Below are 26,337 nucleotides of genomic sequence, written 5' to 3' on the forward strand. Positions count from 1 at the left end.
ACATTTGGATTTCGGTCGAAACCTGAGACATCTAAATTCTGTCAAGTAACCTAACATCCTGCGTATATTCATCGCCAGTCGAAGACAGATTGAGAACCATCCGGGCAGACGGTTGCTCACCAAGTGTATCTCCCAAGCGGGCGTGTATCTCTTCGAGAAGTTCATCGCCCAACAGCGCATTAACCCACCAATCTTGGCCGCGGGTTTTCATGACCACGTCAATCACATCGTTAACAGGCCCATTCCATTCGGCCAAAGTCATTATGCCACCACAGTCTAGAACCAGCAGTTCCGCTTGCCCGTTTTTAATTTGGTAAGCTGACGAAGCAAATGGTGGTAAGCCTCTGGGCCCATATCGTCCCTTCAAGGGAGTGGTCAAAGGTTTCGGCAAGCGCACTACTTCTGAATCGGGCAAAGATGGCAGTTCATAAAGAACATCATCCTGGCTTCTTGAGAAGCCCAGTTTCTCATACAATTGTGGTGCTTGGGTCCACAAAATAAGAGACGCCAGCTGCATAGACTTTGCCTCATCCAATAACTTGGACAATATTGATTGAGCAACACCGCATCCTCGGAACTCATACCTTACACAAACGAACCCAATCAAACCAAATGCACCGATGCCCTCTTGCCGACATGGTTTTAAAATTGCGCAACCGACGCGACTGTCCATGTAGTTGGCTCGAATGCATTTGAACGGTGGACCGCTGAAAAGCCAAGGCGCATGTACTTTCAAAGAGAGCCCGCGTGATCGAGCGGCAAAGAACACTTCCCATATGATCTTATGATCTTCAAAATCCGCGTTGTCTGCAGACAGAATTTCGAGAGATGCGCTCATTTAATTGCTTTCTCGGCAATTTCTTGGAAAGAGAAAATCTCGGGACCGACTGTGCTGGCGATGTGGCCCAACTGTGAAACAAGTGCTTTGTTGTCACGCACAAGATCCAATAACAGTTGATCAAGCGTCGCAGGTTCGGCGTCATCTATAAAAATAGCGTTTCCGCCGAGATCGAGGTGTTGCATCCCCTCCCAACGATGGAAAACTGCTCCCAAGCCATGTGCAATAGCCTCCTCCCAAACAACCGAATGTGTTCCGGGGAAAAAGCCGAGATCACCGCACCAGAAAACTCGGAAGAGCTCGTCAGCGCTAACCCAGCCCAGCATATGAACATTTTTGCTCAGTCTGATACAATCCAGCTCGCGTTTGACTAGAGGGTCTGCCTTGCCGAATACAACAAGGTGCATTCCGTCTAACTTCCCCGCTTGATGCAGTTGAGAAAAGCGTTCGACAAGAACATGGATATTCTTGCGCATATCTAGCTTACCGCCCGTTACGATAACCGTGTCGTTATCCGGGATGCCATGTTTTTTTCGGAGTTCAGACCTTATAGCTTGACGATCCAATCCAGAAACTGCGCCATCATCAAATCCGAAAGGCAGCAGTTCCATTTTATGCGGTGCAATGCCATACATTACATTCATAAAATCGCCCCGCGCGGGAAGAGTCGGAAAATACTTATCAATAACAGGATCAGCGGTCTTGATGAGGCTTCTATAGAACATCCCATGAAGTACGTATTTTGATATAAGGCCCTTGGCACTATTGATGAAATCGGTGTGTCCGTCAGCTCTCACCGGAACCTTGTGCTGCAAAGCGTATTTGCGCACGGTGAGGATATCCCAGAATTGGATATCGTGTAGGAAAATGAGATCGGGGGCGAATTCGGTAAGCTTCTCCCATAGGCCTTGATAAGCGCGCACTTTGCTTCTGATAGGCTTCGGCACCCAACTGGCGTATGGCAGTCGATGCACCCAGATACCGTCGCAATTCATGTAACTGGACGGCTGTACATAGCCCAGCTTCGTTTGATCTACGTAGGTTTCTGTTGAGGCAATAATCTCTACATCATGTCCCATCCGCTTATGCACCCGAGGGAGGATGTTCTCCTGATAACCAAAATTATCGATGTAAAAGGCGGCCAGACAAAGATGTGCTATTCTCAAAGGGAGCTCTCACTGGTAATTCGGTTCAAACAGTCTTTTTTCTCTAGCCCCACGCCGCAACCCCCAAACTGAAGCTGAACAGGTCCCGAACGGCAAAACATTGCCATATGAATTTTCAGCAGGTCGCTTTCCGGCGGCGTTGCAAAACCTCAGATTTTCTAGAGACCCTCATCGCCAACCATCTGATGGACGACGCACGACAAGTAAAACTTCGTTACCGCCTCCAAGCGCACTTTGAAGCTTTCGAAATGGCCAAGTGAGATTGGCTATTGTCTTGTAAGCCATCTCCAAACGCTTTGAGGGAGTTGCATACTTACCGGCTGTTTCCACTTCATGCTCTCGCCGCACTCTTCTCACCACTTTTGAAAAAACTCGCAGCCAGCTACTCATATACTCTTGTGTCAACGCGACCTCCACTTTCCATCCAGCCTGCTCGCAGAACATTGCAAGCGATTTTGGCGAGAACACACGCAAATGTGCGTAGTCAAAATTTGGAGAAAGACTTGGAAAGAAGCTCTGTTCCCAAGATGCTGCATTGGGCGTGGCCACCAACCCTAATCCGCCTGGACGAACAGCGCTAAACCCAGCACGCAAATGCGCCAATGGGCTCTGTACATGCTCAACCACGTGGAAAGAACAAAATACATCTGTATCGTCAAAAGAAAGCTCTAACGCTTCAAATTCACCCACATGAACTTTAGTCTCCAAACGGCTGTAGAGAGCGGAAGCCAATTGGGGAGAATGTTCAACTAGCTCTATTCTATTGCCTCGCTTCTGAAGCAGGTCGGCAAAAAAACCCGACCCTGGGCCAACCTCTAATATATTTGCATGTGCAGGGATATACCGCTCAGAAAGCCGCTTCCTTTCGGCAAGTATCTCTCGCTCCATTACAGTAGGTTTTTTTGTTAGAAGTATAGACTCATCGCCGAAATACTTTTCTTGCGCATTTCTAAACGCCGCTTCAAGACCGTCTGGCGCATCTATCAAGTGATGTGCGCACTCTCTGCACTGCCAATAAGCAAGATCTGGCGACACCTTGCGCAACGAGAGTCTTGACCCGCCGCATGCTTCACAATTCTTCACATCTAAAGCCCACTAATCTGACATCCAATTATTTGTAAAAGAGCGTCAAGAACACTTGTTGCGAGAAATGCTTTGACTATCTCCACATCTCCCCCATTCTGTCAAAGCCTCAGATCACTTTCCCCAAATGGAAGGACCGATTTGAGATCATAGAGAACATGTATAGGTTTCCCAAAAGCTCTGAGCCTCTCGCCGCCCCGTTCCAAAAATTGGTTGTGAGGAACAGCGATGAGTACAGCATCATAAGAGCCAACCTGTGGATTTGCGATAAGCTCGATATCCAATTTATCTTTGGCCTCGGAAGGGTTTACCCAAGGATCGTGGATATCGACATCGATAGAATAGCTTCGCAGAGTTTGCACAACGTCTATCACGCGGGTATTCCGGAGATCGGGGCAGTTTTCCTTAAACGCAAGGCCAAGGATCAATACGCGCGAACCTGGCAAGTCAATCGCCTTTTGTGTCATAGCCTTAATGAGTTGCTCAGCAACAAAGATCCCCATTCCTTCGTTCAACTGTCGGCCCGACAAAATAACCTGGGGATGATACCCAACAGATTGCGCTTTGTGTGTGAGATAGTAGGGATCGACACCGATGCAGTGGCCGCCGACCAGACCGGGTCTAAAGGGAAGAAAATTCCACTTCGTACCAGCAGCCTCTAGAACCGCTTGCGTATCAATACCCATACGATTGAAAATGATAGCGAGTTCATTGACCAAGGCTATATTGAGGTCTCGCTGGGTATTCTCGATTACCTTGGCAGCCTCAGCAACGCGAATGTTTTCTGCACAGAATGTACCCGCTTTGATGATCTTCTTATAGACGGCATCAATCGTTGCAGCTGCCTCAGTAGTTGAGCCTGCAGTGATTTTTTTGATTTGGGGCAGCCGTCGTTCTGTGTCACCGGGATTTATGCGTTCTGGGCTATAACCTGCAAAGAAATCTTGATTAAGCCTCAAACCCGAGACGCGCTCAATTACAGGAACGCACTCATCTTCAGTAGCCCCAGGATAGACAGTTGATTCATAAACTACAAAATCGCCTTGAGAGATCATGGAGCCAATGAGCTCTGAGGCGCTCACTAAGGCGGAAAGGTCAGGCTGCATGAACTCGTTGACCGGTGTTGGAACTGTCACAATGTAAAAGTTGCACGCCGCCAAGTCTGCGTCATCACAGGTAATATGCAGTCTGGTCGCCTGCGCGAGTTCTTCGTCTGAGGTTTCTAGGGTGTCATCGTGCCCGGCGCGCAATTGCTCTACTCGGGTTTGATTAATGTCGAAACCAACCACAGAAAAATGCTTGGCGAATTCAACAGCAAGCGGCAGGCCCACATAGCCAAGCCCTATCACTCCAATTCGCTTGTCTTGATCAGCAATCATTTGTGCACCAAACTCCACGAGTGTCTACTATTGCACCTGAAGGCTTGTGCATTTGCTTGAAAGATTGGTGATCAACGAGCATCAGGTGAATGTCCGCACTGGCGGCGTCCGTCGTCAAAGTCACTTGTTCCAAATTAAGTTCCTCAGGCAGTGCAGTAATATTCGGCTCTATCACCGTGATCGGGCCCTTGTGTGAGGCGGCCAGTTGGGAGACAATGCGAAGCGCTGGGCTCTCACGTAGATCGTCGATATCGGGCTTAAAGGCCAATCCGTAGACCGCAATCGAGATTTGGTCTTCGGTTTTCGCAGAGCCTCGAGCAATTGCTTGGCTAATTTTCTCTCGGACCTTGGCAAGCACCCATTCGGGCTTGGCATCATTCACCCCGCGCGCCATTTCGATGAGCTTGGCCTGCTCGCGAGCAGAAGAAACGATGAACCATGGATCCACTGCGATGCAGTGCCCCCCCACACCCGGCCCCGGTTGCAATACGTTAACTCTTGGGTGGCGGTTAGCGAGGCCGATCAGTTCCCAAACATCAATCTCCAGCTTTTCAGCAACGACGGAAAGTTCATTCGCAAAGGCGATATTGACATCCCGGTAGCTGTTCTCAGTGAGTTTGGCCATCTCGGCGACACGAGGACCCGATGAGATGACGCAATCGGCGGTTACAAAACTCTTGTAAAGAGAAGCAGCCAGTTCTGAGCAGCGCCTAGTGATGCCCCCAATCACGCGATCATTCGTGATCAGCTCTTGCATGACTTTGCCTGGCAAGACTCGCTCAGGACAATGGGCGATCCGAATGTCCGATGCCTCGCCCATGTCCTGAGGGAAAGACAAATCAGGGCGGGCATCAGCCAGCCAGCCCGCCATCGCTTCTGTGGCGCCGACTGGCGATGTTGACTCCAGAATGACTAGATTTCCTTTTTCAAGAACCGGGCCAATCGCTTCGGACGCGGCTTCAATATAGGATAAATCAGGCTCGTGATTGTCGCCCTTAAACGGCGTCGGCACTGCGATAAGAAAAGCTTCAGCAGGCTCAGGGGTCATCGCAGCACGCAGATAGCCTTGCGTTACCGCTGAATGCACGACCATGTCGAGGTCTGGCTCCACTATGTGGATGTCACCCCTATTGATCGTATCAACGGTATTTTGGTTTACATCTACTCCAACGACTTCGATCTTCCGGGACGCAAACATAGCCGCCGTTGGCAAGCCGATATACCCTAGCCCTACGACAGATATTTTCTTGAAGTGATATTCCATTCTACTTTCCATCACTGCGATTCTGCGAATGCAAGGATGCCGTCGCGAACGCGACCTGACGCAAGCCCATCGCCATAGGGATTGTGCGCCCGCGACATCCTCTCATACGCCGTCTGATCATCGAGCAGTGAAGTCACTTCATTGACGATCAGTTCGACGTCGGTTCCTACAAGCTTTACCGTCCCGGCTGCGACTGCCTCAGGCCGTTCAGTGGTGTCACGCATCACAAGAACTGGCTTTCCGAGCGAAGGCGCTTCTTCTTGGACGCCACCGGAATCTGTCAGAATAACATCCGCACGACGCATCAAATGTACAAAAGGCAGATAATCCTGAGGCGGTATCAGCTTCACTTGATCAAGCGAGCCTAGCCTCTCCTCTACGGGCCCTTTCACGTTTGGATTGAGGTGTACAGGATAGATGATCTGGATATCATCGCGCTTCGCCAATTGGGCCAATGCATCACAAATTCGCTGGAAGCCATCACCAAAGCTTTCCCGACGATGGCCAGTGACCAACACCATCCGCCGCGAAGGGTCGATATTGAAAGCTTCATCGAATTCGGCGCTCTTTTCAAAATCTGACTCTAGCCGTTCGACAACGTCCAGCAGGGCATCGATGACTGTATTGCCCGTCACGAAAATGTGCTCTTCGGGCGTATTCTCAGTGAGCAGGTTCTGTTTCGACCTCTTAGTTGGAGCGAAATGCAAGCGCGTAATCGCGCCCGCAATCTTGCGGTTGATCTCTTCGGGCCATGGTGAATAAACGTTCCCGGTCCTCAGACCTGCCTCGACATGGCCAACCGGGATGCGCTCATAATAGGACGCCAGAGACGCGGAAAGGGTGGTTGTCGTGTCCCCGTGCACCAGAACGAGATCGGGTGAGGCCTTTGATAAGACCTCTTTTAGTCCGAGCAGTGCGCCGCTGGTAATCTCAAATAGGCCCTGACCAGGCTTCATCAAATCCAGATCATAGTCTGGCACGACCTCAAACAGACTCAAAACCTGGTCAAGCATTTCGCGGTGCTGCGCTGTAACGCAAACACTTGCATCTATCTCGGGCGCAGCCTTGAGAGCCTTCACTACGGGCGCCATCTTTATGGCCTCAGGCCGTGTGCCAAATACCAGCAAAACCTTGAACTTATTGCTCATTCAAACTCACTCTACTGTCACCGATTTGGCAAGGTTGCGTGGTTGGTCGACGTCAGTGCCTTTGACCACAGCCACATGATAGGCCAGCAATTGCACGGGTATCGAATAGACAAGTGGCGCGATAAGTGGGTGGACAACCGGCATTTCGATCGTGGCAATGCAACCTTCCCCCGCTTGTTTCAGACCTTCTGCGTCGGAGATCAGGACCAATTGCCCACCCCGTGCGCGCACCTCTTCCATATTGGAGACCGTCTTTTCAAATAGCGGCCCAGATGGGGCGATTACCACTACTGGCACGCCGTCATCGATGAGCGCAATCGGCCCGTCCTTCATCTCACCCGATGCATAACCTTCCGCGTGAATGTAGCTGATTTCTTTGAGCTTCAACGCGCCCTCGAGCGCCAATGGAAAGTCCTGCCCGCGCCCGAGATAAAGCACATCGCGCGCCGGCGTGATCAGCGGCGCCATAGCCGCAATGTCATCATCATGTGCGAGCGCTGCGTTCAAAGCCGCTGGCGTCTCCAACAAATGACGTACTACATCAATCTCTTCATCGCGGGTCATTAGGCCTTTCTTGACCGCCATATGCGCCGCTAGCGCGGCCAGCACAGCGAGCTGGCAGGTAAAGGCTTTAGTCGACGCCACGCCAATCTCCGGCCCAGCATGGGTGGGAAGAAGCAAATCCGCTTCGCGCGCCATCGAACTGGTCGGCACATTTACAACGACGCCAATCACCTGACCATTGGCCTTGCAATGGCGCAAAGCTGCGAGAGTATCAGCCGTCTCACCAGACTGAGAGATAAGGAGCGCCAAGCCCCCTTCTTCCAGCACAGGCTCTCGGTAACGAAACTCCGACGCGACATCGATATCCACTGGCACGCGGGCAAAATTCTCAAACCAGTATTTCGCGACCATTCCAGCATAGAAAGAGGTGCCGCATGCAACAATGGTCAGGCGGCGAATTGCGGCCACGTCAAAATCGAATTGCGGCAATGCGACCGAATTGTCGTCGCGGCGCAGATAAGAACAAAGAGTCTGCGCAACGACTGTCGGCTGCTCGTAAATCTCTTTCTGCATGAAGTGGCGATAATTGCCTTTCTCCACCGCAGCCGCCGAAGCTCCAGAAGATTGAACCGGACGATCAACCGACTCGCCACGTTCATCAAATATTCGGGCGTGCTCGCGGTCGATAACGACCCAATCGCCTTCTTCGAGATAGGTGATTTTTTGAGTAAGGGGCGCGAGCGCGAGCGCGTCTGAACCTAAGAACATCTCGCTTTCGCCATGCCCGACTACCAAAGGCGAGCCGAGCCGCGCACCAAACAACAGGTCGGGTTGCGAACGGAATGCGATGGCCAAGGCAAAGGCTCCGCGAAGGCGCGGGAGCACATTGCGCACCGCCTCTTCCGGACTATCGCCTGTTTCGACCCGCTGCGAGATCAAATGCGCCACGACCTCGCTATCGGTCTCACTTTCAAAAGTGCGGCCTGCATCTGCCAGCTCAGCGCGCAGCTCTTTGAAATTTTCGATAATGCCATTGTGAACGATCGCGACTTCACCGGTTGCGTGCGGGTGCGCGTTCGCAGCGGTCGGCGCACCATGTGTCGCCCAGCGCGTATGCGCAATCCCAATCGCGCCGGGCGCAGGATCCACTTCCAAAACGCCGACAAGGTTCAGCAATCTCCCCTCCGCACGGCGACGCACAATTGCGCCGTCGCTTAGCGTGCAAACGCCAGCGCTGTCATAGCCGCGATATTCCATCCGCCGCAGGCCATCGACCAACCGATCAGCGACCGCTTCTTCGCTCACAATTCCAATAATGCCGCACATTCTTGCAAAGCCGGATTTGATGTTTTGATTTAGTAGGGATTGAAAATCGGATCGTATTTTTTTGCGATTTTCAAGTCGCCGCTCTCAGTGTCTTTTTGCCTGAATTGCGGAAACACCGACAACACCTCATCGATCTCAAGGTCATGTGCCCGAACGATCATAACCAATTGATCCAAAGCTTTTTCGCGCTCGATTTCTTCGAGCTCCTTAACTTCCTTCTGATTCATGGTTCCCCCCAGTTATTCAGCCAAGAGCGCTCTCGCACTCAAGGCACTTAAAACCCCGACAACGCAAAAACCCTGAGCATCCGACAAGTCGGCCCAGAGCCGGATATGTAAGAAGTGACCGCAAGCCTCCGATAACGCTAAGCGAGAAAGCATCGCAATCAAGATTTCTTTATTCTCCATCGATAGCAAAATGCTTCCGACAATGATGCGATAAGGGGTTGGACCAGAAAGGCCAACACATACCGTTGCATACCATTACCGCCCCCCGTCTTCGTCAACTGGAGAGACTTCGGGACCTTCGCCGGATCGAGGCCGATCTTCCAATCTGAGTTCCTCAATTTCTTTTCTCAGCGCCTCATATTCCTTTAGCCGCTTTACCAAAAACCGGCCGGTCAGCGCAGCCTTCTCAGCGAGTCCCTTGGGCGTGAGAATGTAAGAATATTGGCGCTTGTCTTTGGCAGCCTTGAAATTGGCCACCTTGACCAGCCCTTTCTCAATCAAGGCGCGGACTACATAGTTCGCACTACCCACGCTGACCCCAATTTCTTCAGCCAGTTCGCGCTGAGAAACGTCGGGCTTTTTCTCGAGCAGGCGAAGCGCTCGAAAGCGCGCACTTTCATTGAGTTTTGTAGGACGACCAGCCATCGATCACACCGAGATCAGGCACGCTACCGCACCGAGCCTGGTGAACACCACCCGCACGGAATCTGGACCATCTTGGTGACAATGCATTTGCATCGTTCAACTTTGAGCGATATCAGCTTGCGCATAGCGGTCAAGGGCAAATGGATTTCACCGATCCCAACGATCATCAATCGGTTTCACCGTAACCCTCACCGAATGCCTTCTCCACCGGAATGCATTGTTTGCTCACGGAAAAACATCAGATTTCCCAAGGGGACAAGCCAAATGAGACCCGAAAATACATCGCATTGGCTGCTTGCGCAGGTGAAGCCCAACTCGACCTCCATAGCCAAGCGCAACTTGGAACGGCAGGGGTTCAAGTGTTTCCTTCCACTAGACCGCCGGACCCGTCGATTAAGAGGTCAGCTCACGCCGGTGAAGACTCCTTTTTTCCCAGGCTACTTGTTCGTCGGCATCGAGGCGGATGATACACCCTGGAGAGCAATACGCTCCACTTATGGGGTAGCAAAATTGGTGAGCTTTGGTCTCGAACCCGCGATCGTGCCGGAGGAGCTCATCGGAGAACTCATGAGCCGTTGCGACAATGAAGGCTGCATTCGGAACCATGTCGCCGTCGCAGAAAGAGATAGGGTTGAGATCAGCCACGGGCCCTTGGCCAATTTTTTTGGAGTAGTGGAGAAATTGGCGGCGAACGAACGCGCGTGGGTGCTCATCGATATGATGGGCCAATCAATACGTTCTTCGATGCCGCGTTCAGATTTGAGGGTTGTGATTTAGTGAGCCGAGTTCGCTGCGACTTAATGCTGCCCCCTACGATTGTCGAAATTGTAACCGGCCGTTGATCGAACGGGTGAGAACACGCAGCACCATAATTTAGTTTATGGCCATTTCCGACCCCCACATCCAATGTAGGCGGCGCCATCTTCATTTGGAACCGAAGCCTGAAAGTATGACTTTAACGGTTCTCAGCACTATAATGATGTCTAACCAATACGACAAATTCTTGATATAGTAGAAGTCGTACTGCAGCTTTTCGTCCACTTCATCCACTTCGGCCACATGCCCTTGATTGACCTGGGCCCATCCACTGATCCCGGGCCGGACAATATGCCGATACCGGTAGAATGGTATCTCGCCTTCGTACCATTTCGAAAGGCTTACCGCCTCGGGCCGCGGTCCGATCCAGCTCATCTCCCCGCGCAAGATGTTGATGACCTGGGGCAATTCATCCAACCGGGTCCGGCGCAGGAAACCGCCGACCTTTGTCACACGTTTGTCTCCGGACCGTGTGATCGACAGATCGCGATTCTCACCGTTGTGCCCTTCGCTCATCGTTCGAAGCTTGAGGACACGGAACTCATTCCCGCGGAACCCCATTCGCCGCTGACGAAAGAATACCGGCCCCTTACTGTCCAACTTAATCGCCAGGGCACAAACAGAAACCAGAGGGATGATAATCGGAAGCAGGAGCAAGGAAAGCGCCAAGTCGATCGCACGCTTCATTTTCTGATAAGCGAAGTTCGGGACGAGCGCGCCGAAGCTATTCTCGGACAGATGTTCTATCTGCACCCGACCGGTCTCCGCCTCCCAGACTTGCTTGTAATGATACACGGGGCGACCGGAGATCGCAGCCTCGGCGAGAAATCTCTCCCATTCGGGCGCGAGGTCCGCATACACATCGGCTACGATCGCACAATCGGGCAGATTTCTTAGCGAGGGGCTCGTCAGAACCATGACTGGCGCTGAACGCAGGTCACCAATAAGATCTGCCCGCCCTCCCGGAACGAGGTAATACAATAAACCCTTGGCTCGTGATCGCATTGCAGTGATGGCGAAACGCGCGGTCAAGATGCCAAAAAATCCAGTGGCAAGTACTTTACTGGAATAATCGAGCCTGAACCCGGCGATGACCGCGATCAGCAATCCGAATGAGATCCCCATCACTGGCAGAATCGACCTCGCGACAGCCACGCCCGGATAGAACCCCAATCGGCGAAGAACCGCGATCGCACCCAAGGCGCAGAGCGTCACGCCTACGAGCGAATTCCCGGCGGGCCCTTGCGCGATCCAATTGACCGCCCGGGCTGGGCTGGGAGGCGCACCCACTTCAACCACCGCGAGTACAAAAATCGGCACTGCCACACCAAGCAACAGAACGAAAGCGAGCTCAAATCGCAACGAGTGGAATAAGCCGCGACGAACTATCGCCGAGGGCAAATTTACTGACAAGATTTTCCTCCGAGAGCCTTAGCGGCGCTTGTCTCTATCTAGCCTCAACTTGCAATTCAGACCAGCCGGGTTTTTCTAAGTTGGTGCCGATAGCCTTAGGTCAGTCCACTTACCATAGTGGGATTGTCAGAAAGTGTCCTTCATAGCTGCCAGATCGGCAGGGCTGAACTGCGCAGGATTGACATCGCAGCGTTAGGGATAAGGCCACGCAATGGTTGGGCCAAAGTAAACCGTCCGGCTTCCGTGCAAGCTCCGCCGACGGGGAGGCGGAGGACCATTCTGCTTCAACGACGCGGCTTATGAAGAGCGAAGTTCGACGGGCCCGAAAATAGCTGAGACGTCAACTTTCTGGGAACCAATCGGAATTATTGGGGCTTCAAGCAGACAAACGGTTCGATTCAGAGGACAAAAGGGGTTGCGACACCGCGTCACTTCAATTATCAAGAGAATCGAAAACGGGCGCGTTGCGGCGCGAAATTTGTGTCGCTTGTCGTGAACAAAAAATGCAACGGAGATAAACATGATTGCAAAGAAAATAATGATCTCGGCTTCGGCTGCTGCAATGGCGTTCGCGCCCGTAGCTGCTTCGGCCGCACCTGCTGCCTCGGTTGCCGTTGAGCGTTCGTCGCAGAGCGCCAAAGATAGCTCGGAACTGGGTGGCACTGGCCTCATCATCGCTATCCTGGCTGGCCTGGCCGTTATCGGTGGCATCATCGCCGCTGCAAGCGACGACGACGACACGCCGATCAGCGTCTAACGATCTGACTGAATTTTGATTGAACCGGTCGCGGAGCTTTTCCGCGGCCGGTTTTTCATGTGCGGCGTAAATTCCGATCGCCGCTTTATCTATCGCTTGACCGGTCCATCGGGGCCATTGCCGTGTCCTATCTCCGCCGATCCTGCCCGGTCGTGTAATGGCCGTGGCAAAGGCCTATGGTCGCAGGTCAGTGCTTTTGACCTTCGCTCGCTCTCGGTGGGCCGCGATGGTGCGACCGCTCCCTTGCCCTCGCCCGGCGCTCTGCTATGGCGCGCGCAACACACATCCGAACGAACAGGAAACCCATGGCGAAGATCAAGGTTGCGAACCCGATCGTCGAGCTCGACGGCGACGAAATGACGAAAATCATCTGGCAGTGGATCCGCGAACGGCTAATCCTGCCCTATCTCGATGTCGACCTGAAGTATTACGACCTGTCGATCGAAAAGCGCGACGAAACCGAAGACCAGATCACTGTCGACGCAGCCAATGCCATCAAGAAGTATGGCGTCGGCGTAAAATGCGCGACGATCACGCCTGATGAAGCGCGTGTCGAGGAATTCGACCTCCAGAAGATGTGGGTGAGCCCGAACGGCACGATCCGCAACATCCTCGGCGGCGTCGTCTTTCGCGAACCGATCGTGATCGACAACGTCCCGCGGCTCGTCCCGGGCTGGACCGACCCGATCGTGGTCGGTCGCCACGCTTTCGGCGACCAGTACCGCGCAAAGGACACGCTCATTCCCGGCGCGGGCAAGCTGCGCCTGGTGTTCGAAGGCGAGAACGGCGAGAACATCGATCTCGACGTCTACGAGTTCCAAAGCTCGGGCGTCGCCATGGCGATGTACAATCTCGACGACAGTATCCGCGATTTCGCGCGCGCCTGCATGAATTACGGCCTCGACCGCGGCTGGCCGGTATATCTGTCGACCAAGAACACCATCCTCAAGAAGTACGATGGCCGCTTCAAGGACCTGTTCCAGGAAGTGTTCGACGCGGAGTTCGCCGACAAGTTCAAGGAAGCCGGCATCACCTATGAGCACCGTCTGATCGACGACATGGTCGCCGCCGCGCTCAAGTGGAGCGGTAAGTTCGTCTGGGCTTGCAAGAACTACGACGGCGACGTTCAGTCGGACGTGGTGGCGCAGGGCTTCGGTTCGCTGGGCCTGATGACTTCGGTGCTGATGACGCCCGATGGCAAGACCGTCGAAGCCGAAGCCGCGCACGGCACCGTCACGCGCCACTATCGTCAGCACCAGGAAGGCAAGGCGACCAGCACCAACCCGATCGCAAGCATCTTCGCCTGGACCCGTGGCCTGATCTACCGCGGCCGCTTCGACAACACGCCCGAGGTGGTGAAGTTCGCCGAAACGCTCGAGAAGGTCTGCATCAAGACGGTCGAGAGCGGCAATATGACCAAGGACCTCGCGCTGCTCATCGGTCCGGACCAGAGCTGGATGACCACCGAACAATTCTTCGAGGCGATCGTCGAGAATCTCGAGAAGGAAATGCAGGCCTGGGCCTGATGAGGAACCACCCCGCTTGCTCGTCATTGCGATGAGCATGGCGAGGAAGCAAAGGGCGCGGCGTCGAATGACGCGGCGCCCTTTGCTTTTCTGGCACGGTATGAGCATGGATTGCCGCGCGACCTTTGGTCGCTCGCAAACACTTTAATCGAGGGGCTAATGGCCAAGCAGCCGACCAAGACGCGCAGTGTGAAACGCAAGGGCACGGAGAAGTTCGGCCAGCGCCGGCTCGAGGTGCGCAATGCGATGATCAAGGACATCCCCGGCATCGCGAAACTCGTTCGCCGGGTCTACGAGGACATGCCCGCCTATACCCACGGAGAAATCCGCGGCCAGATCAACAATTTCAAGGAAGGCTGTTTCGTCGCCCTGCTCGACGACGAGGTGGTCGGCTATTGCGCGACCATGCAACTGGCTCAGGCGCTCGCATTCCAGCCGCACGACTGGGACGAGATCACCGGCAATGGCTATGGCAGCAGGCACGATCCCACCGGCGACTGGCTCTATGGTTACGAGATGTGCGTCGATCCCAAGGTACGCGGTGTGCGCATCGGGCGACGGCTTTACGAAGAACGCCGCGCGCTCGCCGAAGAGAAGGATTTGACCGGCATAGTATTCGCCGGGCGGATGCCCAACTATCGCCGTTTTCGCCGGCGGGTCGATGGACCGGATGACTATCTCGAAAAGGTCGTCGCAGGGAAACTGCACGACCCGGTGCTGCGCTTCCAACTGGCCAATGGCTTCGAGCCCGAACGGATCATGGAAGGCTATCTGCCCGAGGACAAAGCCTCGATGGCCAATGCCGTCATGATGGTCTGGCGCAATCCCTATGTGGAGCGCGACCAACCGGTCAAGAAACGACTCCCGCGCGGGGTCGAGGCGGTGCGCGTGGCGACCTGCCAGCTCCAGGCGCGCCAGGTTGCCGATTACGACGAATTCATGCGCGCGATTCGCTATTTCGTCGATGTCGCAAGCGATTACGAGGCAGACTTCATCGTCTTTCCCGAACTCTTCACGCTCATGCTGCTGAGTTTCGAGGAGAAGGAGCTGTCGCCGGTCGAAGCGATCGAGCGGCTATCCGAATACACTCCACGTCTGCGCACCGACATTTCGGAAATGGCGATGCGCTACAACATCAACATCATTGCCGGCTCGCACCCGACACGGATGGAGGATGGCGACATTCACAACGTCGCCTATGTCTGCCTGCGCGACGGGTCGGTCCACGCGCAGGAAAAGATCCATCCCACCCCGAACGAGCGGTATTGGTGGAACATCAAGGGCGGCGACAAGGTCGAAGTGATCCAGACCGACTGCGGTCCGATCGGCGTGCAGATCTGCTACGATAGCGAATTCCCCGAACTCAGCCGCCGGCTGGCCGACGAGGGCGCGCGAATCATCTTCGTGCCGTTCTGCACCGATAGCCGCCAGGGCTACTTGCGCGTGCGCTATTGCGGGCAGGCGCGAGCGATCGAGAACCAGTGCTTCATCGTCCTCAGCGGCAATGTCGGCAACCTGCCCAATGTCGCGAACATGGACATCCAATATGCGCAAAGCTGCATCCTGACGCCCTGCGACTTCCCCTTCGCGCGCGACGGGATCGCCGCCGAGGCGAGCGAGAATGTGGAGACGCTGACGATCAGCGATATCAATCTCGCCGATCTCAGCTGGGCCCGTGCCGAGGGGACGGTGCGCAACCTCGCCGACCGCCGCTTCGACCTCTACCGCATCGAATGGGACGAGGACGGCAAACACCCGGGCAAACCACGCCCGCGCCGCGAACCGCTCGGCCCCTCGCATGCCGGCGGGGGTTAGGCCGCGCAAGCGTCGTGACAGCGTAGCAAGGCGCGGTTACGAGTAAGTCCATGGCATCGGCTGAATTCGCAAGCCCGGCGGTATCGGACGCGCTGGTGATTCTCGGGGCGGCAGGGCTCGTCATCCCGGTCTTCACGCGCTTTCGCGTAACACCGATCATCGGTTTCATCCTGATCGGCATTGCCGTGGGGCCCTATGGCCTCGGGCGGCTCGTCTTCGAGCATCCATGGCTCAATCACATAACCATATCCGATCCCGAGGCGCTGGAGCCATTTGCCGAGTTCGGGATAATCCTGCTGCTGTTCACGATCGGTCTCGAACTCAGCTTCAACCGCTTGTGGCAAATGCGAAAACTGGTCTTCGGGCTCGGCGCGATGGAGCTTATCGTGATCGGCAGCTGCCTCGCGATCGCGCTGTCGATGATGGGGCAATTCTGGACCGGCGCGCTCGCCCTGGGCTTTGCGCTGGCTTTCTCTTCCACCGCCATCGTGCTGCCCATCGCCGGCACGCATTCGCCGGTCGGCCGCGCAGCCCTGGCCATGCTGCTGTTCGAAGACATCATGATCGTGCCGATCATCTTCGTCCTCGGCGCCATGGCACCCAATGCGGCAGGAGAGGGCTGGGAAGGCATGCTCACCACTCTGTGGCAGGGCGGCCTCGTCATCGCCGCGATGATGATTCTGGGACGTGTCGCCCTTCCTCGCCTGTTCGGCCAGGCCGCGCGCACCAAGAGCCCAGAGCTTTTCCTCGCCGCCTCCCTGCTGGTGGTGATCGGCGCCAGTCTCGCCACCGCGGCGGTAGGCCTGTCGCCGATCGTCGGCGCTCTGATCGCGGGCCTGCTGATTGCCGAGACCGAATATCACGGTGAAGTCGAAACGATCATGGAGCCCTTCAAGGGGCTCGCGCTGGGTGTTTTTCTGATTACGGTCGGCATGAGCATCGACTTGCAGACGATCTGGGAGAACCTCGGCCTGATTGCGACAGCTGTGCTGCTGATCCTGCCGTTCAAAGCGCTGGTTACCGGCGTTCTGCTCCGTCTGATGGGCGCGCGCCGCAGCACGGCCGCGGAAACGGGGATCCTGATGGCAAGCCCATCGGAGACCAGCCTAATCATCATCGCCGCGGCCAGCTCGGCCCTGCTGATCCAGCCCGGCACAGCCCAGTTCTGGCAGATCGTGACCGCCATCGGCCTGACCGTCACGCCGCTGCTCGCACGTCTCGGTCGTGCGATCGCGCGGAGAGTCGAACCCATTCCCGAATTGCCCGAGGACACGGGCAATGAAGCAAGGGTCATCATCGTCGGGGCAGGCCGCGTGGGTCTGCTGGTTGCGCAGATGCTCCACGCGCATGACAAACCCTATATCGCGCTCGATTCCGATCCGGACCTGATCGAGGATGCGAAGCGCAGCGGCTTTCGCGCCACGTTCGGCGATGCGGCCCGAGGCGATTCGATGACCCGGTTGGGGGTTGAAAACGCTCTGGCCGTCGTCCTCACCATGGACGAACCGGTGCTGGTGCAACGGCTGGTCTCCAAGCTGCGCAAGGAGTATCCCGACCTGCTGATCGTTTGCCGCGCACGCGATGTGCGCCATGCCGCCGAACTCTATCGCGTCGGCGCCAGCCATGCAGTGCCGGAAACGCTGGAAAGCTCGCTTCAGTTGTCCGAGGCGGTGCTGGTCGATATCGGCGTGGCGATGGGACCGGTGATCGCCTCGATCCACGAAAAGCGCGACGAGTTTCGCGAGCAGATCGAGCAGGAAGGTGCGCTCGCCTACAAGCCCAAGTTGCGCACGAGCACAACGGAGGCCTGAGCCGTGGCGCCCGTGCTGGAGACCCGCTCGGACTGCAGCCGCTGCGCGGCGCTGTGCTGCATCGCCTATCCATCCCAGGACATGCCGGGGTTCTCCGCCGCCAAGGCGGCAGGCGAGCCCTGCCCCAAGCTTGGCAAGGACGGGCTGTGTACGATCTACGAAGATCGTGTCGAACAAGGCTTTGCCGGCTGCACCCGCTACGAGTGCTTTGGGGCGGGCCAGCATGTGGTCCAGCAATTGTTCGGCGGCAGGGACTGGCGCGAAGATCGGGCGCTGCTCCGCCCCATGATCGAGGCCTTCCTCGCCATGCGCCCGGTCAGCGACCTTGCCTATTTGGCCGAAAAGGCGATGGAGGCTGCACCGCAAGACGGTCTGAAGGAAGATTTGCGGCAGGTAGGCCGCGAATTGCGGGAAATCGCCGGATCGCTTCACACTGTGCGTGACAGCGGGCGGATCGCGCGCTGCGAACGGGCGCTGCGCAGCATCTATGCCTCGCTCGATCCCGCCCACCTGCGGAAATCCTGAACTTTCGCATTGCCCGCGCGTTGGTTGAGCAAAGGAGAAAGACATGAGCAATCCCGACCCGACCGAACCGACGCCCAATAGCGAGAAATTCAAGCCGCAGAACGTACAGGACCCGCTGAAGGACAAGGCGCCGACGAGCAAACGGGGCGCTCCGGGCGATACCGAAGGCTACGATATCGAGCAGGGTTCCAGCGGGGTGACCAAGAAGACCCCCAGCGCGTGATTGCGCTTGTTCGTTAAGCGGAAACCTTAGCGATCGCATCCCGCACGGCAGCGAGCGCCGCTTCGGCCTTGCTGCCGTCGGGACCGCCGCCCTGCGCCATGTCGGGGCGACCACCCCCGCCCTTGCCGCCCAGCGCTTCTACGCCGATGCGAACGAGGTCGACCGCGCTGAAACGCTCGGTCAGATCGTCGGTTACCGCCACGGCGAAGGCACCCTTGCCGTCATTGACCGCGCAGATTGCCGCGATGCCCGAACCCATGTGGGTCTTGGCCTCGTCGAGCAGCGGGCGCAGTTCCTTGGGGCTCAATCCCTCGATCACTTGGCCGGAGAAGGTCACGCCGCCGATGTCCTCGTCCGCCGGTCCGGCATCGCCCGAACCGCCACCGCTCAGCGCCAGGGCGCGCTTTGCCTCGGCCAGTTCCTTTTCCAGCCGCTTGCGTTCATCGACCAGCGCCGCAACCCGCGCAGGCGCTTCGTCCGGGGACGTCTTGAGCGCATTGGCGATGGCGCGCACCGCCTCATCGCGCGCGACCAGCCACTGGCGCGCGGCTTCTCCGGTCAGGGCCTCGATCCGGCGCACACCCGAACTGACCGCGCTTTCGGACACGATCTTGAACACACCGATATCGCCCGTGGCCTTGACATGCGTGCCGCCGCATAGCTCGACCGAATAGCTGCGACCCTCGTCGCCCGCCCGGCCCATCGACAATACGCGAACCTCGTCGCCGTACTTTTCTCCGAAGAGCGCCAGGGCACCTGCGGCAACCGCATCGTCAGGCGTCATCAGCCGCGTGCCGACCTGTTCGTTGGCGCGGATTTCCTCGTTCACCTCGGCCTCGATCGCGGCGATGTCCTCGTCGCTCAGCGGCTTGGGATGCGAGAAGTCGAAGCGGAATCGGTCATCGGAGACCAGCGATCCCTTCTGCGTCACATGTCCGCCGAGCCGGTTGCGCAGAGCAGCGTGTGCGAGGTGCGTCGCCGAGTGATTCGCGCGAATGCGGTCGCGGCGCTCGGCATCGACCTCGAGATGCACCGCGTCGCCGAGCTTTACCGAGCCCTTGGCGATCGTGCCGACATGCGTGTGCAAGCGGCCCAGGGGTTTGTCGGTGGTCTCGACCGCGAAGTCGAGCCCTTCGGGCGTCCAGATACGGCCCGCATCGCCCGTCTGTCCGCCGCTTTCGCCATAGAAAGGCGTCTGGTTGGTCAGGATGACGACCGTATCCCCCTCATTGGCCGATTCCACCTCGGTGCCGTCCTTGACGATGGCGACTACCACCCCCTCACCCGTGGTCGAGTTGTAGCCGGTAAATTCGGTCGAGCCCTCGCGCTCGGCAATATCGAACCAGACGTCCTCGCTGGCGGCTTCGCCAGACCCCCTCCATGCGGCGCGTGCGGCGGCTTTCTGCCGTTCCATCGCGGCATCGAACCCGTCTTTGTCGACGCCAATCCCGCGGCTGCGCAACGCATCCTCGGTAAGGTCGTAGGGAAAGCCGTAGGTGTCGTAGAGCTTGAACGCGGTCTCGCCGTCGAGCGTGCCGCCCTCGCCCATGTCGCCGGTCGCCTCGTCGAGCAGCTTGAGCCCCTTGTCGAGCGTGCGGCGGAACTGGGTTTCCTCACGCTCGAGCACCTCCTCGATCAGCGCCTGACCGCGCACGAGCTCGGGATAGGCCTGCCCCATCTCGGTTACGAGCGCGGGCACAAGCCGGTGCATCAGTGGCTCGTTGGCGCCAAGCAGGTGCGCATGACGCATCGCGCGGCGCATGATCCGGCGCAGCACGTATCCGCGCCCTTCGTTCGACGGCAGCACGCCGTCGGCCATCAGGAAGCTGGTCGAGCGCAGGTGATCGGCGATCACCCGGTGGCTGGCGGTCCGATCACCCGCTGCCTCGACCCCGGTCAGGCTTTCGCTCGCCGCGATCAGGTTCTTGAAGGTGTCGGTGTCGTAATTGTCGTGCACGCCCTGCATCACCGCGGCGATGCGCTCGATCCCCATGCCGGTGTCGATGCTCGGCTTGGGCAGGTCGCCGACGATCTCGTCGTTCTCCTGCGTGAACTGCATGAAGACGAGGTTCCATATTTCGACGAAGCGGTCGCCGTCTTCTTCCGGACTGCCCGGAGGGCCGCCCCAGATATGCTCGCCATGATCGTAGAAGATTTCCGAACAGGGCCCGCATGGCCCATCCGAGCCCATGGCCCAGAAATTGTCCTTGGTCGGGATGCGAATGATCCGCTCGTCGGCGAAGCCGGTCAGCTTCTTCCAAAGATCGAAAGCCTCGTCGTCCGTATGGTAGACCGTGACCAGCAGGCGGTCCTTGTCGAGCCCCCATTCGCGGGTCAGCAGCGTCCAGGCATGCTCGATCGCCTGCTCCTTGAAATAGTCGCCGAAGCTGAAATTGCCGAGCATCTCGAAGAAGGTGTGGTGGCGTGCGGTGTAGCCGACATTGTCGAGATCGTTGTGCTTGCCACCGGCGCGCACGCACTTCTGCGCGCTGGTTGCCCGCGGTGCGGGCGGCGTTTCGAGACCGGTGAAAGCATTCTTGAACGGCACCATGCCGGCATTGACGAACATCAGCGTCGGGTCGCTGAAGGGAACGAGCGGCGCGCTGGCGACTTCGGCGTGCTCGTGCGAGCCGAAATAATCGAGGAAGCTGCGGCGGATGTCGTTGGTCGAAGTCATGAGCGCGCAGTTAGGCAATCGCGCCCCAGCCGACAAGCGCGAATGCCCGGACAGACTGTGCAGTATCGGCGATCAGCCGGGCGCGCAGGCGGTGACGATCCAGCAGGCGGCGGGCAATGTGACACCGGTGTCGCTCAGATTGCGCTCCATAACGTTGCGCATGCCGGCAAGCGCATCCTCGCGTTGCTTCCCTTCGAGCGATGCCACAGCGCGCGCTGCGGGGCCTATGCGCAGGAAATAGGACAGCGCTTCGTCGACCGCGCCCGGGCCCTCCCCGGCAAGCATCGGGTAGTCGATCGGTTCGAAGTCGATCTCGCGCCAACCGGCATCGGCGAGAATACCCGCCACCCGGTCGCGATTGCCGAACGCAAAGGGGCCCGGTGCATTCGGGTCCGGCTTGGGCCCCTCGCCCGGCGGCAATGCGGATGCGAGCTCGCGCACCCAGGCGTTCTCGCCTCGCTCGCGGAAGCAGGAAAAGATGAGGTTCGCCCCGGGCGCAGCTTCGCCCGCGATATGCGCGAATGCGGCGACGGGATCGTCGAAGAACATCACGCCATGACGCGAAACGAGCAGATCGGGCCGTTCCCCCTCGCCCGACGACCACGCAGCCGCATCGCAGAGTTCGAACCGCAGGTTTGGCAAGGCATCGCCGCGTTCGCGCGCGATGGCGAGCAATTCGTCGCTCACGTCGACACCGATCACCCTTGCGGAGGGCGCCTCGACAGCAAGCGAGACGGCAAGCTCACCCGCACCGCAGCCGATGTCCAGCGCCTGCGCGAAATCCTGCGATCGGGCGGCTTCGAGCAGACGGTGCGTCACGGGGGTGAAACTGCGATCGGTCCGTTGCCACTCAGCAGCCCAGACGTTCCCGACCTGGCCGGTCCATTCGAATTGGTTGGTCATGAATTCACACTCGATAGTAGTCGCGATACCATTCGACGAAACGCTGCACGCCTTCGCGGATGTCGGTTTTCGGGACATAGCCGGTGAGCGAGTGGAGCAGTTGCGCATCGGCCCAGGTGGCGGGCACATCGCCCGGCTGCATCGGCATCAGATTGCGCTTCGCTTCGATCCCCAGCGCATCCTCGATCGCCGCGATCATCTCGCCGAGCTGGACCGGCTGCGAATTGCCGATATTGACGACGCGCCAGGGAGCTACCGGCGAGAGGCTGTCGCCCTCGGCAATGTCTTCCGGCGATTGCGGGCGTTCGGGAGCTGTGTCGACAAGGCGGCGGATCGCTTCGACGAGGTCCTCCACGTAAGTGAAATCGCGCATCATGTCGCCGTGGTTGTAGACGTCGATCGGCTCGCCCTCGAGCATCGCGCGGGTGAACTTGAACAGCGCCATGTCCGGTCGCCCCCAGGGGCCGTAGACGGTGAAAAAGCGGAACATCGTCACCGGCAACTCGAACAGATGCGCGTAGGAATGCGCCATCGCCTCGGTCGCCTTCTTGGTCGCGGCATAGAAGGACATCTGGTGGTCCGCCTTCATCGTCTCGCGATAGGGCATTTCGGTGTTGGCGCCGTAGGCCGACGACGTCGAGGCGAGCAGCATATGCTGCGGCGGATGCGTGCGCGCCGCTTCGAGCAGTTCGAACGTGCCCACCAGATTGCTTTCCAGATAGGTCCGCGGATTGTCGATCGAATAGCGCACGCCCGCCTGAGCGGCGAGGTGGATAACGATGTCGGGCTGGTGCTGCGCAAACAGGTCGGCGAGCAGGCCGGGAGTCTCGATCGCCTCGTTTATCGCCGTGAAGCCCGCGTTCTGCAGCAGACCCGCTTGGCGTCTGCGCTTGAGTTCGGGGTCGTAATAGTCCGAAAGGCTGTCGATCCCGATCACCGCAAAACCGTCGGCCAGCAGGCGGCGGCAGGTGAAATAGCCGATGAAGCCCGCCGATCCCGTAACCAGCGCTGTACGGCTTTCGCCCATCAATCGGCGCCGAACAGGTCGCGGGTGAAGACCTTCTCGCGCACTTCGGCGAGGTCCGGATCGAGCCGGTTGGCGACGATGACGTCGGCTTCGGCCTTGAATTTTTCCAGATCGCGCTCGACGCGGCTTCCGAAGAAACTGTCCTCTTCTATCACCGGTTCGTAGACGATCACCTCGATGCCCTTGGCTTTCACGCGCTTCATAATCCCCTGGATCGACGACTGGCGGAAATTGTCCGAGCCGGCCTTCATGACGAGGCGGAAAACCCCAACCGTCTTGGGTTCTTTCGCGATGATCCGGTCCGACAGGAAATCCTTACGCGTACGATTGGCGTCGACGATCGCGCGGATAAGGTTCTGCGGGACTTCCGAGTAATTCGCGAGCAGCTGCTTGGTATCCTTGGGCAGGCAGTATCCGCCATAGCCGAAAGAGGGGTTGTTGTAGTGGCTGCCGATGCGCGGATCGTGACCGATACCCTCTATGATCTGGCGCGTGTCGATGCCGTGCGAGAGTGCATAACTGTCGAGCTCGTTGAAAAAGGCGACGCGCATGGCGAGGTATGTATTGGCGAAGAGCTTGATCGCCTCGGCCTCGTCGGCATCGGTAAGAAGAACCGGGACATCGTCCTCGAGCGCCGGTTCGAGCAACAGGTCGGCGAAGCGCCGGGCGCGCTCGGACCGCTCGCCCACGATGATGCGCGAGGGATGGAGGTTGTCGTAGAGTGCCTTGCCTTCGCGCAGGAATTCGGGACTGAAAATGATCCGGTCGCTGGCGAAACGCTCACGAGCCTGGGTCACGTAACCCACGGGCACGGTCGACTTGATCACGACCACGGTGGTGGTGTTGGCTCCGAGCACCTGCTCGATCACAGCATCGACGGCGGAGGTGTCGAAGAAATTTGTGTCGACATCGTAATTGGTCGGAACCGCGGCGATGGCGAAATCTGCGCCCTCGATCGCGGCGCCGGCGTCCGTGGTGAAGGCGAGATCGAGGTCGTCGCGCTTGAGATATTCTTCGACCAATTCGTCCTGAATTGGCGATTGGCGATCCTGCAGCAGTGCGACGCGCTCGGGCGAGATATCGCAGCCGACGACCGTATTATGCTGCGAGAGCATGATGGCGTTGGACAGGCCAACGTAGCCAAGCCCGAAAACGGCAATCTTCATCGAACTTCCCAAACCCTCGGTCCGCTTGGCCGCCGGTGCTTCGGCAGCGCTCGCCTTCTGTGGGGAGGCGCGGGCGATTGCAAGCCTGCCCTCCCCGCAAAGCTCACCAGATGAAATAGGCGCCGCCGCGCTCGCGGGCGCGCTGCCAGGCGGGGCGCGCATGGATCGCCTCGACGAACTTCGCGAGCTTCGGCGCCTTCTCCCCATATCCCTGCATCACGGCGATCTCGGCCGGGAAGCTCATCATCACGTCGGCGGCTGACCAGTCATTGCCGACGAAATGGAGATCGTCTGAGATATTGTCCTCGGCGAATTTCACATGCGCTTCGAATTGTTCATCGACGCGCGGCATGAGCGGGGCCGCGGCATCGCCGAGGCGCCCGGCATAGATCTTGAGCATGACCGGCACGAAAAAGCTGCTTTCTCCGAACTGCATCCATTCGAGGTGACGGACGTGGTCCTCGCTTTTCGGATCAGGAAGCCAGCTTTCGCCGCCGTGACGCTCGCACAGATACTGGATTATCGCCCCGCTTTCCGCCACCCGCAGACCGTCGTCCTCGATCAGCGGCGACTTGCCGAGCGGGTGAGCATTCTTCAGCTCCGGCGGTGCTAGATTGCTTTCCGCATCGCGCTGGTAGTGGATAATTTCGTAATCCGCCCCCAATTCCTCGAGCAGCCAGAGGATACGCTGCGAGCGGCTGTTGTTGAGATGGTGGACGGTAATGGTCATGCGGGCGCTCCTCTTTCGCGATTCGCCTGCACCCTAGGCGCGCGGATGAGGAGCGGCCATGGCCCAATTGCGCCAACCCGGGATACGGAAAAGCCGGTACGGCCATGAGGCGGCGCGCACCGGCTTTCCGTTTGTTCGGGAGCGCCGGGGGACAGTCCGGCTTCCGCGCCGCCCGGGGGAATGGGACCGGCACGCTCCCGCTTGAAGAGAGGTCAGTCCTCGTCCGCGTCCGGACCGGTCATCATCTCTTCGGCGACCTCGTCGGTGCGGCCGCGAATGGCGGCTTCCAACTTGGCACACATCTCGGGATTTTCCTTGAGGAACTTCTTGGCGTTTTCGCGCCCCTGGCCGATGCGGACGCTGTCGTAGCTGAACCAGCTGCCCGACTTTTCGACCACGCCGGCCTTGACGCCGAGGTCGAGGATTTCGCCGATCTTCGAAATGCCCTCGCCATACATGATGTCGAATTCGACCTGCTTGAACGGCGGGGCGACCTTGTTCTTGACCACTTTCACGCGGGTCGAATTGCCGATCACCTCGTCGCGGTCCTTGATCTGGCCGGTGCGGCGAATGTCGAGGCGGACCGAAGCATAGAATTTGAGCGCATTGCCCCCGGTCGTGGTTTCCGGATTGCCGTACATCACCCCGATCTTCATGCGCAGCTGGTTGATGAAGATCACCATGCACTTGGAACGGTTGATCGAACCGGTCAGCTTGCGCAGCGATTGCGACATGAGGCGGGCCTGCAGGCCGACGTGGCTGTCACCCATCTCGCCTTCGATCTCGGCGCGCGGCACGAGCGCGGCGACCGAATCGACCACCAGCACGTCGATCGCGTTGGAGCGGACCAGCGTATCGGTGATTTCGAGCGCCTGCTCCCCCGTGTCGGGCTGCGATACGATAAGCTCGTCGATATCAACGCCGAGCTTGCGGGCATAGACCGGGTCGAGCGCATGTTCGGCATCGACGAAGGCGACCGTGCCGCCCGCCTTCTGCGCTTCGGCCAGTACATGCAGCGCCAGCGTGGTCTTGCCCGAGCTTTCCGGACCGTAAACTTCGATCACGCGCCCCTTGGGCAAGCCGCCCACACCCAGCGCGATATCGAGGCCGAGCGAACCGGTGGAGATCGCCTCCACCTGCATTGCTTCCTTCTGGCCCAGCTTCATTGCCGAGCCCTTGCCGAATGCGCGATCGATCTGCGCGAGCGCGGCGTCCAATGCCTTCTGGCGGTCTGCGTCCACTTTCTTGTCCTCTACGAGCTTCAGACTTGCCGCCATGACATTACCTCCTGCGCTTGGCCAGAGCCGGGTCTCGACTCTTCAACTGGCAATTGGTGTATCGGCTTTGTTCTCAAAGAACAAGTGGGGA

23 protein-coding genes are annotated in these 26,337 nt (G+C 57.9%); 7 read left to right on the forward strand and 16 right to left on the reverse strand.

Translation table 11 applies throughout. From position 1 onward, the window contains the following. Nucleotides 1–31 precede the first annotated feature (31 nt). The 9 genes from ASS64_RS16325 to ASS64_RS03615 all read right to left on the reverse strand — a co-directional run bounded on the left by ASS64_RS16325 (nucleotide 32) and on the right by ASS64_RS03615 (nucleotide 9,580). Nucleotides 32–838, reverse strand: coding sequence for a GNAT family N-acetyltransferase (locus tag ASS64_RS16325; protein WP_083508145.1), 807 nt, complete (start codon nucleotides 836–838; stop codon nucleotides 32–34). Continuing rightward, nucleotides 835–2,004 (reverse strand): glycosyltransferase family 4 protein, encoded by a 1,170-nt coding sequence (locus ASS64_RS03585; protein WP_157075061.1) that lies wholly within the window; start codon nucleotides 2,002–2,004, stop codon nucleotides 835–837. Before ASS64_RS03585 ends, ASS64_RS16325 begins: the two co-directional genes overlap by 4 nt. Nucleotides 2,005–2,172: 168 nt before the next feature. After that, nucleotides 2,173–2,991 (reverse strand): bifunctional 2-polyprenyl-6-hydroxyphenol methylase/3-demethylubiquinol 3-O-methyltransferase UbiG, encoded by an 819-nt coding sequence (locus ASS64_RS16330; protein WP_157075062.1) that lies wholly within the window; start codon nucleotides 2,989–2,991, stop codon nucleotides 2,173–2,175. Nucleotides 2,992–3,188: 197 nt separating this feature from the next. Further along, nucleotides 3,189–4,484, reverse strand: coding sequence for a Vi polysaccharide biosynthesis UDP-N-acetylglucosamine C-6 dehydrogenase TviB (tviB, locus tag ASS64_RS03590; protein WP_291171988.1), 1,296 nt, complete (start codon nucleotides 4,482–4,484; stop codon nucleotides 3,189–3,191). Continuing rightward, a complete protein-coding gene (wecC, locus tag ASS64_RS03595) occupies nucleotides 4,456–5,730 on the reverse strand; it encodes a UDP-N-acetyl-D-mannosamine dehydrogenase (RefSeq protein ID WP_067690406.1) in 1,275 nt (424 codons plus the stop codon). The genes tviB and wecC overlap by 29 nt, the downstream gene beginning before the upstream one ends. Nucleotides 5,731–5,741: 11 nt before the next feature. Further along, entirely contained in the window at nucleotides 5,742–6,878 is a 1,137-nt protein-coding gene (wecB, locus tag ASS64_RS03600) for a non-hydrolyzing UDP-N-acetylglucosamine 2-epimerase (RefSeq protein ID WP_067689915.1), read from the reverse strand. 6 nt (nucleotides 6,879–6,884) lie between these two features. After that, nucleotides 6,885–8,708 carry a glutamine--fructose-6-phosphate transaminase (isomerizing) gene (gene glmS / locus ASS64_RS03605; protein ID WP_067689918.1) on the reverse strand — a complete coding sequence of 608 codons (1,824 nt, stop codon included), beginning with the start codon at nucleotides 8,706–8,708 and terminating at the stop codon, nucleotides 6,885–6,887. Between the two features lie 29 nt (nucleotides 8,709–8,737). Beyond that, nucleotides 8,738–8,935 (reverse strand): hypothetical protein, encoded by a 198-nt coding sequence (locus ASS64_RS03610; RefSeq protein ID WP_067689921.1) that lies wholly within the window; start codon nucleotides 8,933–8,935, stop codon nucleotides 8,738–8,740. Nucleotides 8,936–9,190: 255 nt separating this feature from the next. Beyond that, entirely contained in the window at nucleotides 9,191–9,580 is a 390-nt protein-coding gene (locus ASS64_RS03615; protein WP_067689924.1) for a MarR family EPS-associated transcriptional regulator, read from the reverse strand. Between the two features lie 264 nt (nucleotides 9,581–9,844). Here ASS64_RS03615 and ASS64_RS03620 point away from each other — a divergent pair, with 264 nt between their 5' ends. Beyond that, the gene (locus tag ASS64_RS03620) at nucleotides 9,845–10,357 is read left to right on the forward strand and encodes a transcription termination/antitermination protein NusG (protein ID WP_067689927.1); all 513 of its coding nucleotides are present in this window, start codon (nucleotides 9,845–9,847) and stop codon (nucleotides 10,355–10,357) included. Between the two features lie 147 nt (nucleotides 10,358–10,504). Here the strand turns inward: ASS64_RS03620 and ASS64_RS03625 are convergent, their stop codons facing one another. Continuing rightward, on the reverse strand, nucleotides 10,505–11,722 hold the full coding sequence (locus tag ASS64_RS03625) for a sugar transferase (protein WP_157075064.1): 1,218 nt from the start codon (nucleotides 11,720–11,722) through the stop codon (nucleotides 10,505–10,507). A gap of 607 nt (nucleotides 11,723–12,329) precedes the next feature. Between ASS64_RS03625 and ASS64_RS03630 the strand changes: the two genes are divergently transcribed. The 6 genes from ASS64_RS03630 (at nucleotide 12,330) to ASS64_RS03655 (ending at nucleotide 18,466) form a co-directional block, all read left to right on the forward strand. Then, nucleotides 12,330–12,566: a hypothetical protein gene (locus tag ASS64_RS03630; RefSeq protein WP_083508148.1), complete on the forward strand. Its 237-nt coding sequence runs from the start codon at nucleotides 12,330–12,332 to the stop codon at nucleotides 12,564–12,566. Between the two features lie 305 nt (nucleotides 12,567–12,871). After that, on the forward strand, nucleotides 12,872–14,092 hold the full coding sequence (locus ASS64_RS03635) for an NADP-dependent isocitrate dehydrogenase (protein WP_067689935.1): 1,221 nt from the start codon (nucleotides 12,872–12,874) through the stop codon (nucleotides 14,090–14,092). Nucleotides 14,093–14,251: 159 nt separating this feature from the next. After that, entirely contained in the window at nucleotides 14,252–15,907 is a 1,656-nt protein-coding gene (locus tag ASS64_RS03640; protein ID WP_067689937.1) for a carbon-nitrogen hydrolase family protein, read from the forward strand. Between the two features lie 50 nt (nucleotides 15,908–15,957). Next, a complete protein-coding gene (locus ASS64_RS03645; RefSeq protein WP_067689940.1) occupies nucleotides 15,958–17,718 on the forward strand; it encodes a cation:proton antiporter in 1,761 nt (586 codons plus the stop codon). Nucleotides 17,719–17,721: 3 nt separating this feature from the next. Beyond that, the gene (locus ASS64_RS03650) at nucleotides 17,722–18,243 is read left to right on the forward strand and encodes a hypothetical protein (RefSeq protein WP_067689942.1); all 522 of its coding nucleotides are present in this window, start codon (nucleotides 17,722–17,724) and stop codon (nucleotides 18,241–18,243) included. A 43-nt stretch (nucleotides 18,244–18,286) separates the two neighbouring features. Continuing rightward, nucleotides 18,287–18,466 (forward strand): hypothetical protein, encoded by a 180-nt coding sequence (locus tag ASS64_RS03655; protein ID WP_067689945.1) that lies wholly within the window; start codon nucleotides 18,287–18,289, stop codon nucleotides 18,464–18,466. A gap of 13 nt (nucleotides 18,467–18,479) precedes the next feature. Here ASS64_RS03655 and alaS read toward each other — a convergent pair whose 3' ends face one another. From alaS to recA, 6 genes are all read right to left on the reverse strand, one after another. Continuing rightward, the gene (gene alaS, locus ASS64_RS03660; protein ID WP_067689948.1) at nucleotides 18,480–21,143 is read right to left on the reverse strand and encodes an alanine--tRNA ligase; all 2,664 of its coding nucleotides are present in this window, start codon (nucleotides 21,141–21,143) and stop codon (nucleotides 18,480–18,482) included. Nucleotides 21,144–21,215: 72 nt separating this feature from the next. Continuing rightward, the gene (locus ASS64_RS03665) at nucleotides 21,216–22,046 is read right to left on the reverse strand and encodes a trans-aconitate 2-methyltransferase (protein ID WP_067689950.1); all 831 of its coding nucleotides are present in this window, start codon (nucleotides 22,044–22,046) and stop codon (nucleotides 21,216–21,218) included. A gap of 4 nt (nucleotides 22,047–22,050) precedes the next feature. After that, a complete protein-coding gene (locus ASS64_RS03670; RefSeq protein ID WP_067689953.1) occupies nucleotides 22,051–23,073 on the reverse strand; it encodes an NAD-dependent epimerase/dehydratase family protein in 1,023 nt (340 codons plus the stop codon). Beyond that, a complete protein-coding gene (locus ASS64_RS03675; RefSeq protein WP_067689956.1) occupies nucleotides 23,073–24,239 on the reverse strand; it encodes a nucleotide sugar dehydrogenase in 1,167 nt (388 codons plus the stop codon). Before ASS64_RS03675 ends, ASS64_RS03670 begins: the two co-directional genes overlap by 1 nt. Before the next feature lie 103 nt (nucleotides 24,240–24,342). Next, entirely contained in the window at nucleotides 24,343–24,969 is a 627-nt protein-coding gene (locus tag ASS64_RS03680; protein ID WP_067689958.1) for a glutathione S-transferase family protein, read from the reverse strand. Nucleotides 24,970–25,181: 212 nt separating this feature from the next. Further along, nucleotides 25,182–26,246, reverse strand: a complete 1,065-nt coding sequence (recA, locus tag ASS64_RS03685; RefSeq protein ID WP_067689960.1) for a recombinase RecA — start codon at nucleotides 26,244–26,246, stop codon at nucleotides 25,182–25,184. Nucleotides 26,247–26,337: the final 91 nt, after the last annotated feature.

The organism is Erythrobacter sp. AP23, assembly GCF_001542855.1.
GTDB lineage: Bacteria > Pseudomonadota > Alphaproteobacteria > Sphingomonadales > Sphingomonadaceae > Qipengyuania.

What these genes read in the sequence shown, in the direction of transcription:
- ASS64_RS16325 (WP_083508145.1), bottom strand. Translation starts at nt 838, where the DNA reads ATGAGCGCATCTCTCGAAATTCTGTCTGCAGACAACGCGGATTTTGAA.
- wecC (WP_067690406.1), bottom strand. Translation starts at nt 5,730, where the DNA reads ATGGAATATCACTTCAAGAAAATATCTGTCGTAGGGCTAGGGTATATC.
- wecB (WP_067689915.1), bottom strand. Translation starts at nt 6,878, where the DNA reads ATGAGCAATAAGTTCAAGGTTTTGCTGGTATTTGGCACACGGCCTGAG.
- glmS (WP_067689918.1), bottom strand. Translation starts at nt 8,708, where the DNA reads ATGTGCGGCATTATTGGAATTGTGAGCGAAGAAGCGGTCGCTGATCGG.
- ASS64_RS03610 (WP_067689921.1), bottom strand. Translation starts at nt 8,935, where the DNA reads ATGAATCAGAAGGAAGTTAAGGAGCTCGAAGAAATCGAGCGCGAAAAA.
- ASS64_RS03615 (WP_067689924.1), bottom strand. Translation starts at nt 9,580, where the DNA reads ATGGCTGGTCGTCCTACAAAACTCAATGAAAGTGCGCGCTTTCGAGCG.
- ASS64_RS03620 (WP_067689927.1), top strand. Translation starts at nt 9,845, where the DNA reads ATGAGACCCGAAAATACATCGCATTGGCTGCTTGCGCAGGTGAAGCCC.
- ASS64_RS03630 (WP_083508148.1), top strand. Translation starts at nt 12,330, where the DNA reads ATGATTGCAAAGAAAATAATGATCTCGGCTTCGGCTGCTGCAATGGCG.
- ASS64_RS03635 (WP_067689935.1), top strand. Translation starts at nt 12,872, where the DNA reads ATGGCGAAGATCAAGGTTGCGAACCCGATCGTCGAGCTCGACGGCGAC.
- ASS64_RS03640 (WP_067689937.1), top strand. Translation starts at nt 14,252, where the DNA reads ATGGCCAAGCAGCCGACCAAGACGCGCAGTGTGAAACGCAAGGGCACG.
- ASS64_RS03645 (WP_067689940.1), top strand. Translation starts at nt 15,958, where the DNA reads ATGGCATCGGCTGAATTCGCAAGCCCGGCGGTATCGGACGCGCTGGTG.
- ASS64_RS03655 (WP_067689945.1), top strand. Translation starts at nt 18,287, where the DNA reads ATGAGCAATCCCGACCCGACCGAACCGACGCCCAATAGCGAGAAATTC.
- alaS (WP_067689948.1), bottom strand. Translation starts at nt 21,143, where the DNA reads ATGACTTCGACCAACGACATCCGCCGCAGCTTCCTCGATTATTTCGGC.
- ASS64_RS03665 (WP_067689950.1), bottom strand. Translation starts at nt 22,046, where the DNA reads ATGACCAACCAATTCGAATGGACCGGCCAGGTCGGGAACGTCTGGGCT.
- ASS64_RS03670 (WP_067689953.1), bottom strand. Translation starts at nt 23,073, where the DNA reads ATGGGCGAAAGCCGTACAGCGCTGGTTACGGGATCGGCGGGCTTCATC.
- ASS64_RS03675 (WP_067689956.1), bottom strand. Translation starts at nt 24,239, where the DNA reads ATGAAGATTGCCGTTTTCGGGCTTGGCTACGTTGGCCTGTCCAACGCC.
- ASS64_RS03680 (WP_067689958.1), bottom strand. Translation starts at nt 24,969, where the DNA reads ATGACCATTACCGTCCACCATCTCAACAACAGCCGCTCGCAGCGTATC.
- recA (WP_067689960.1), bottom strand. Translation starts at nt 26,246, where the DNA reads ATGGCGGCAAGTCTGAAGCTCGTAGAGGACAAGAAAGTGGACGCAGAC.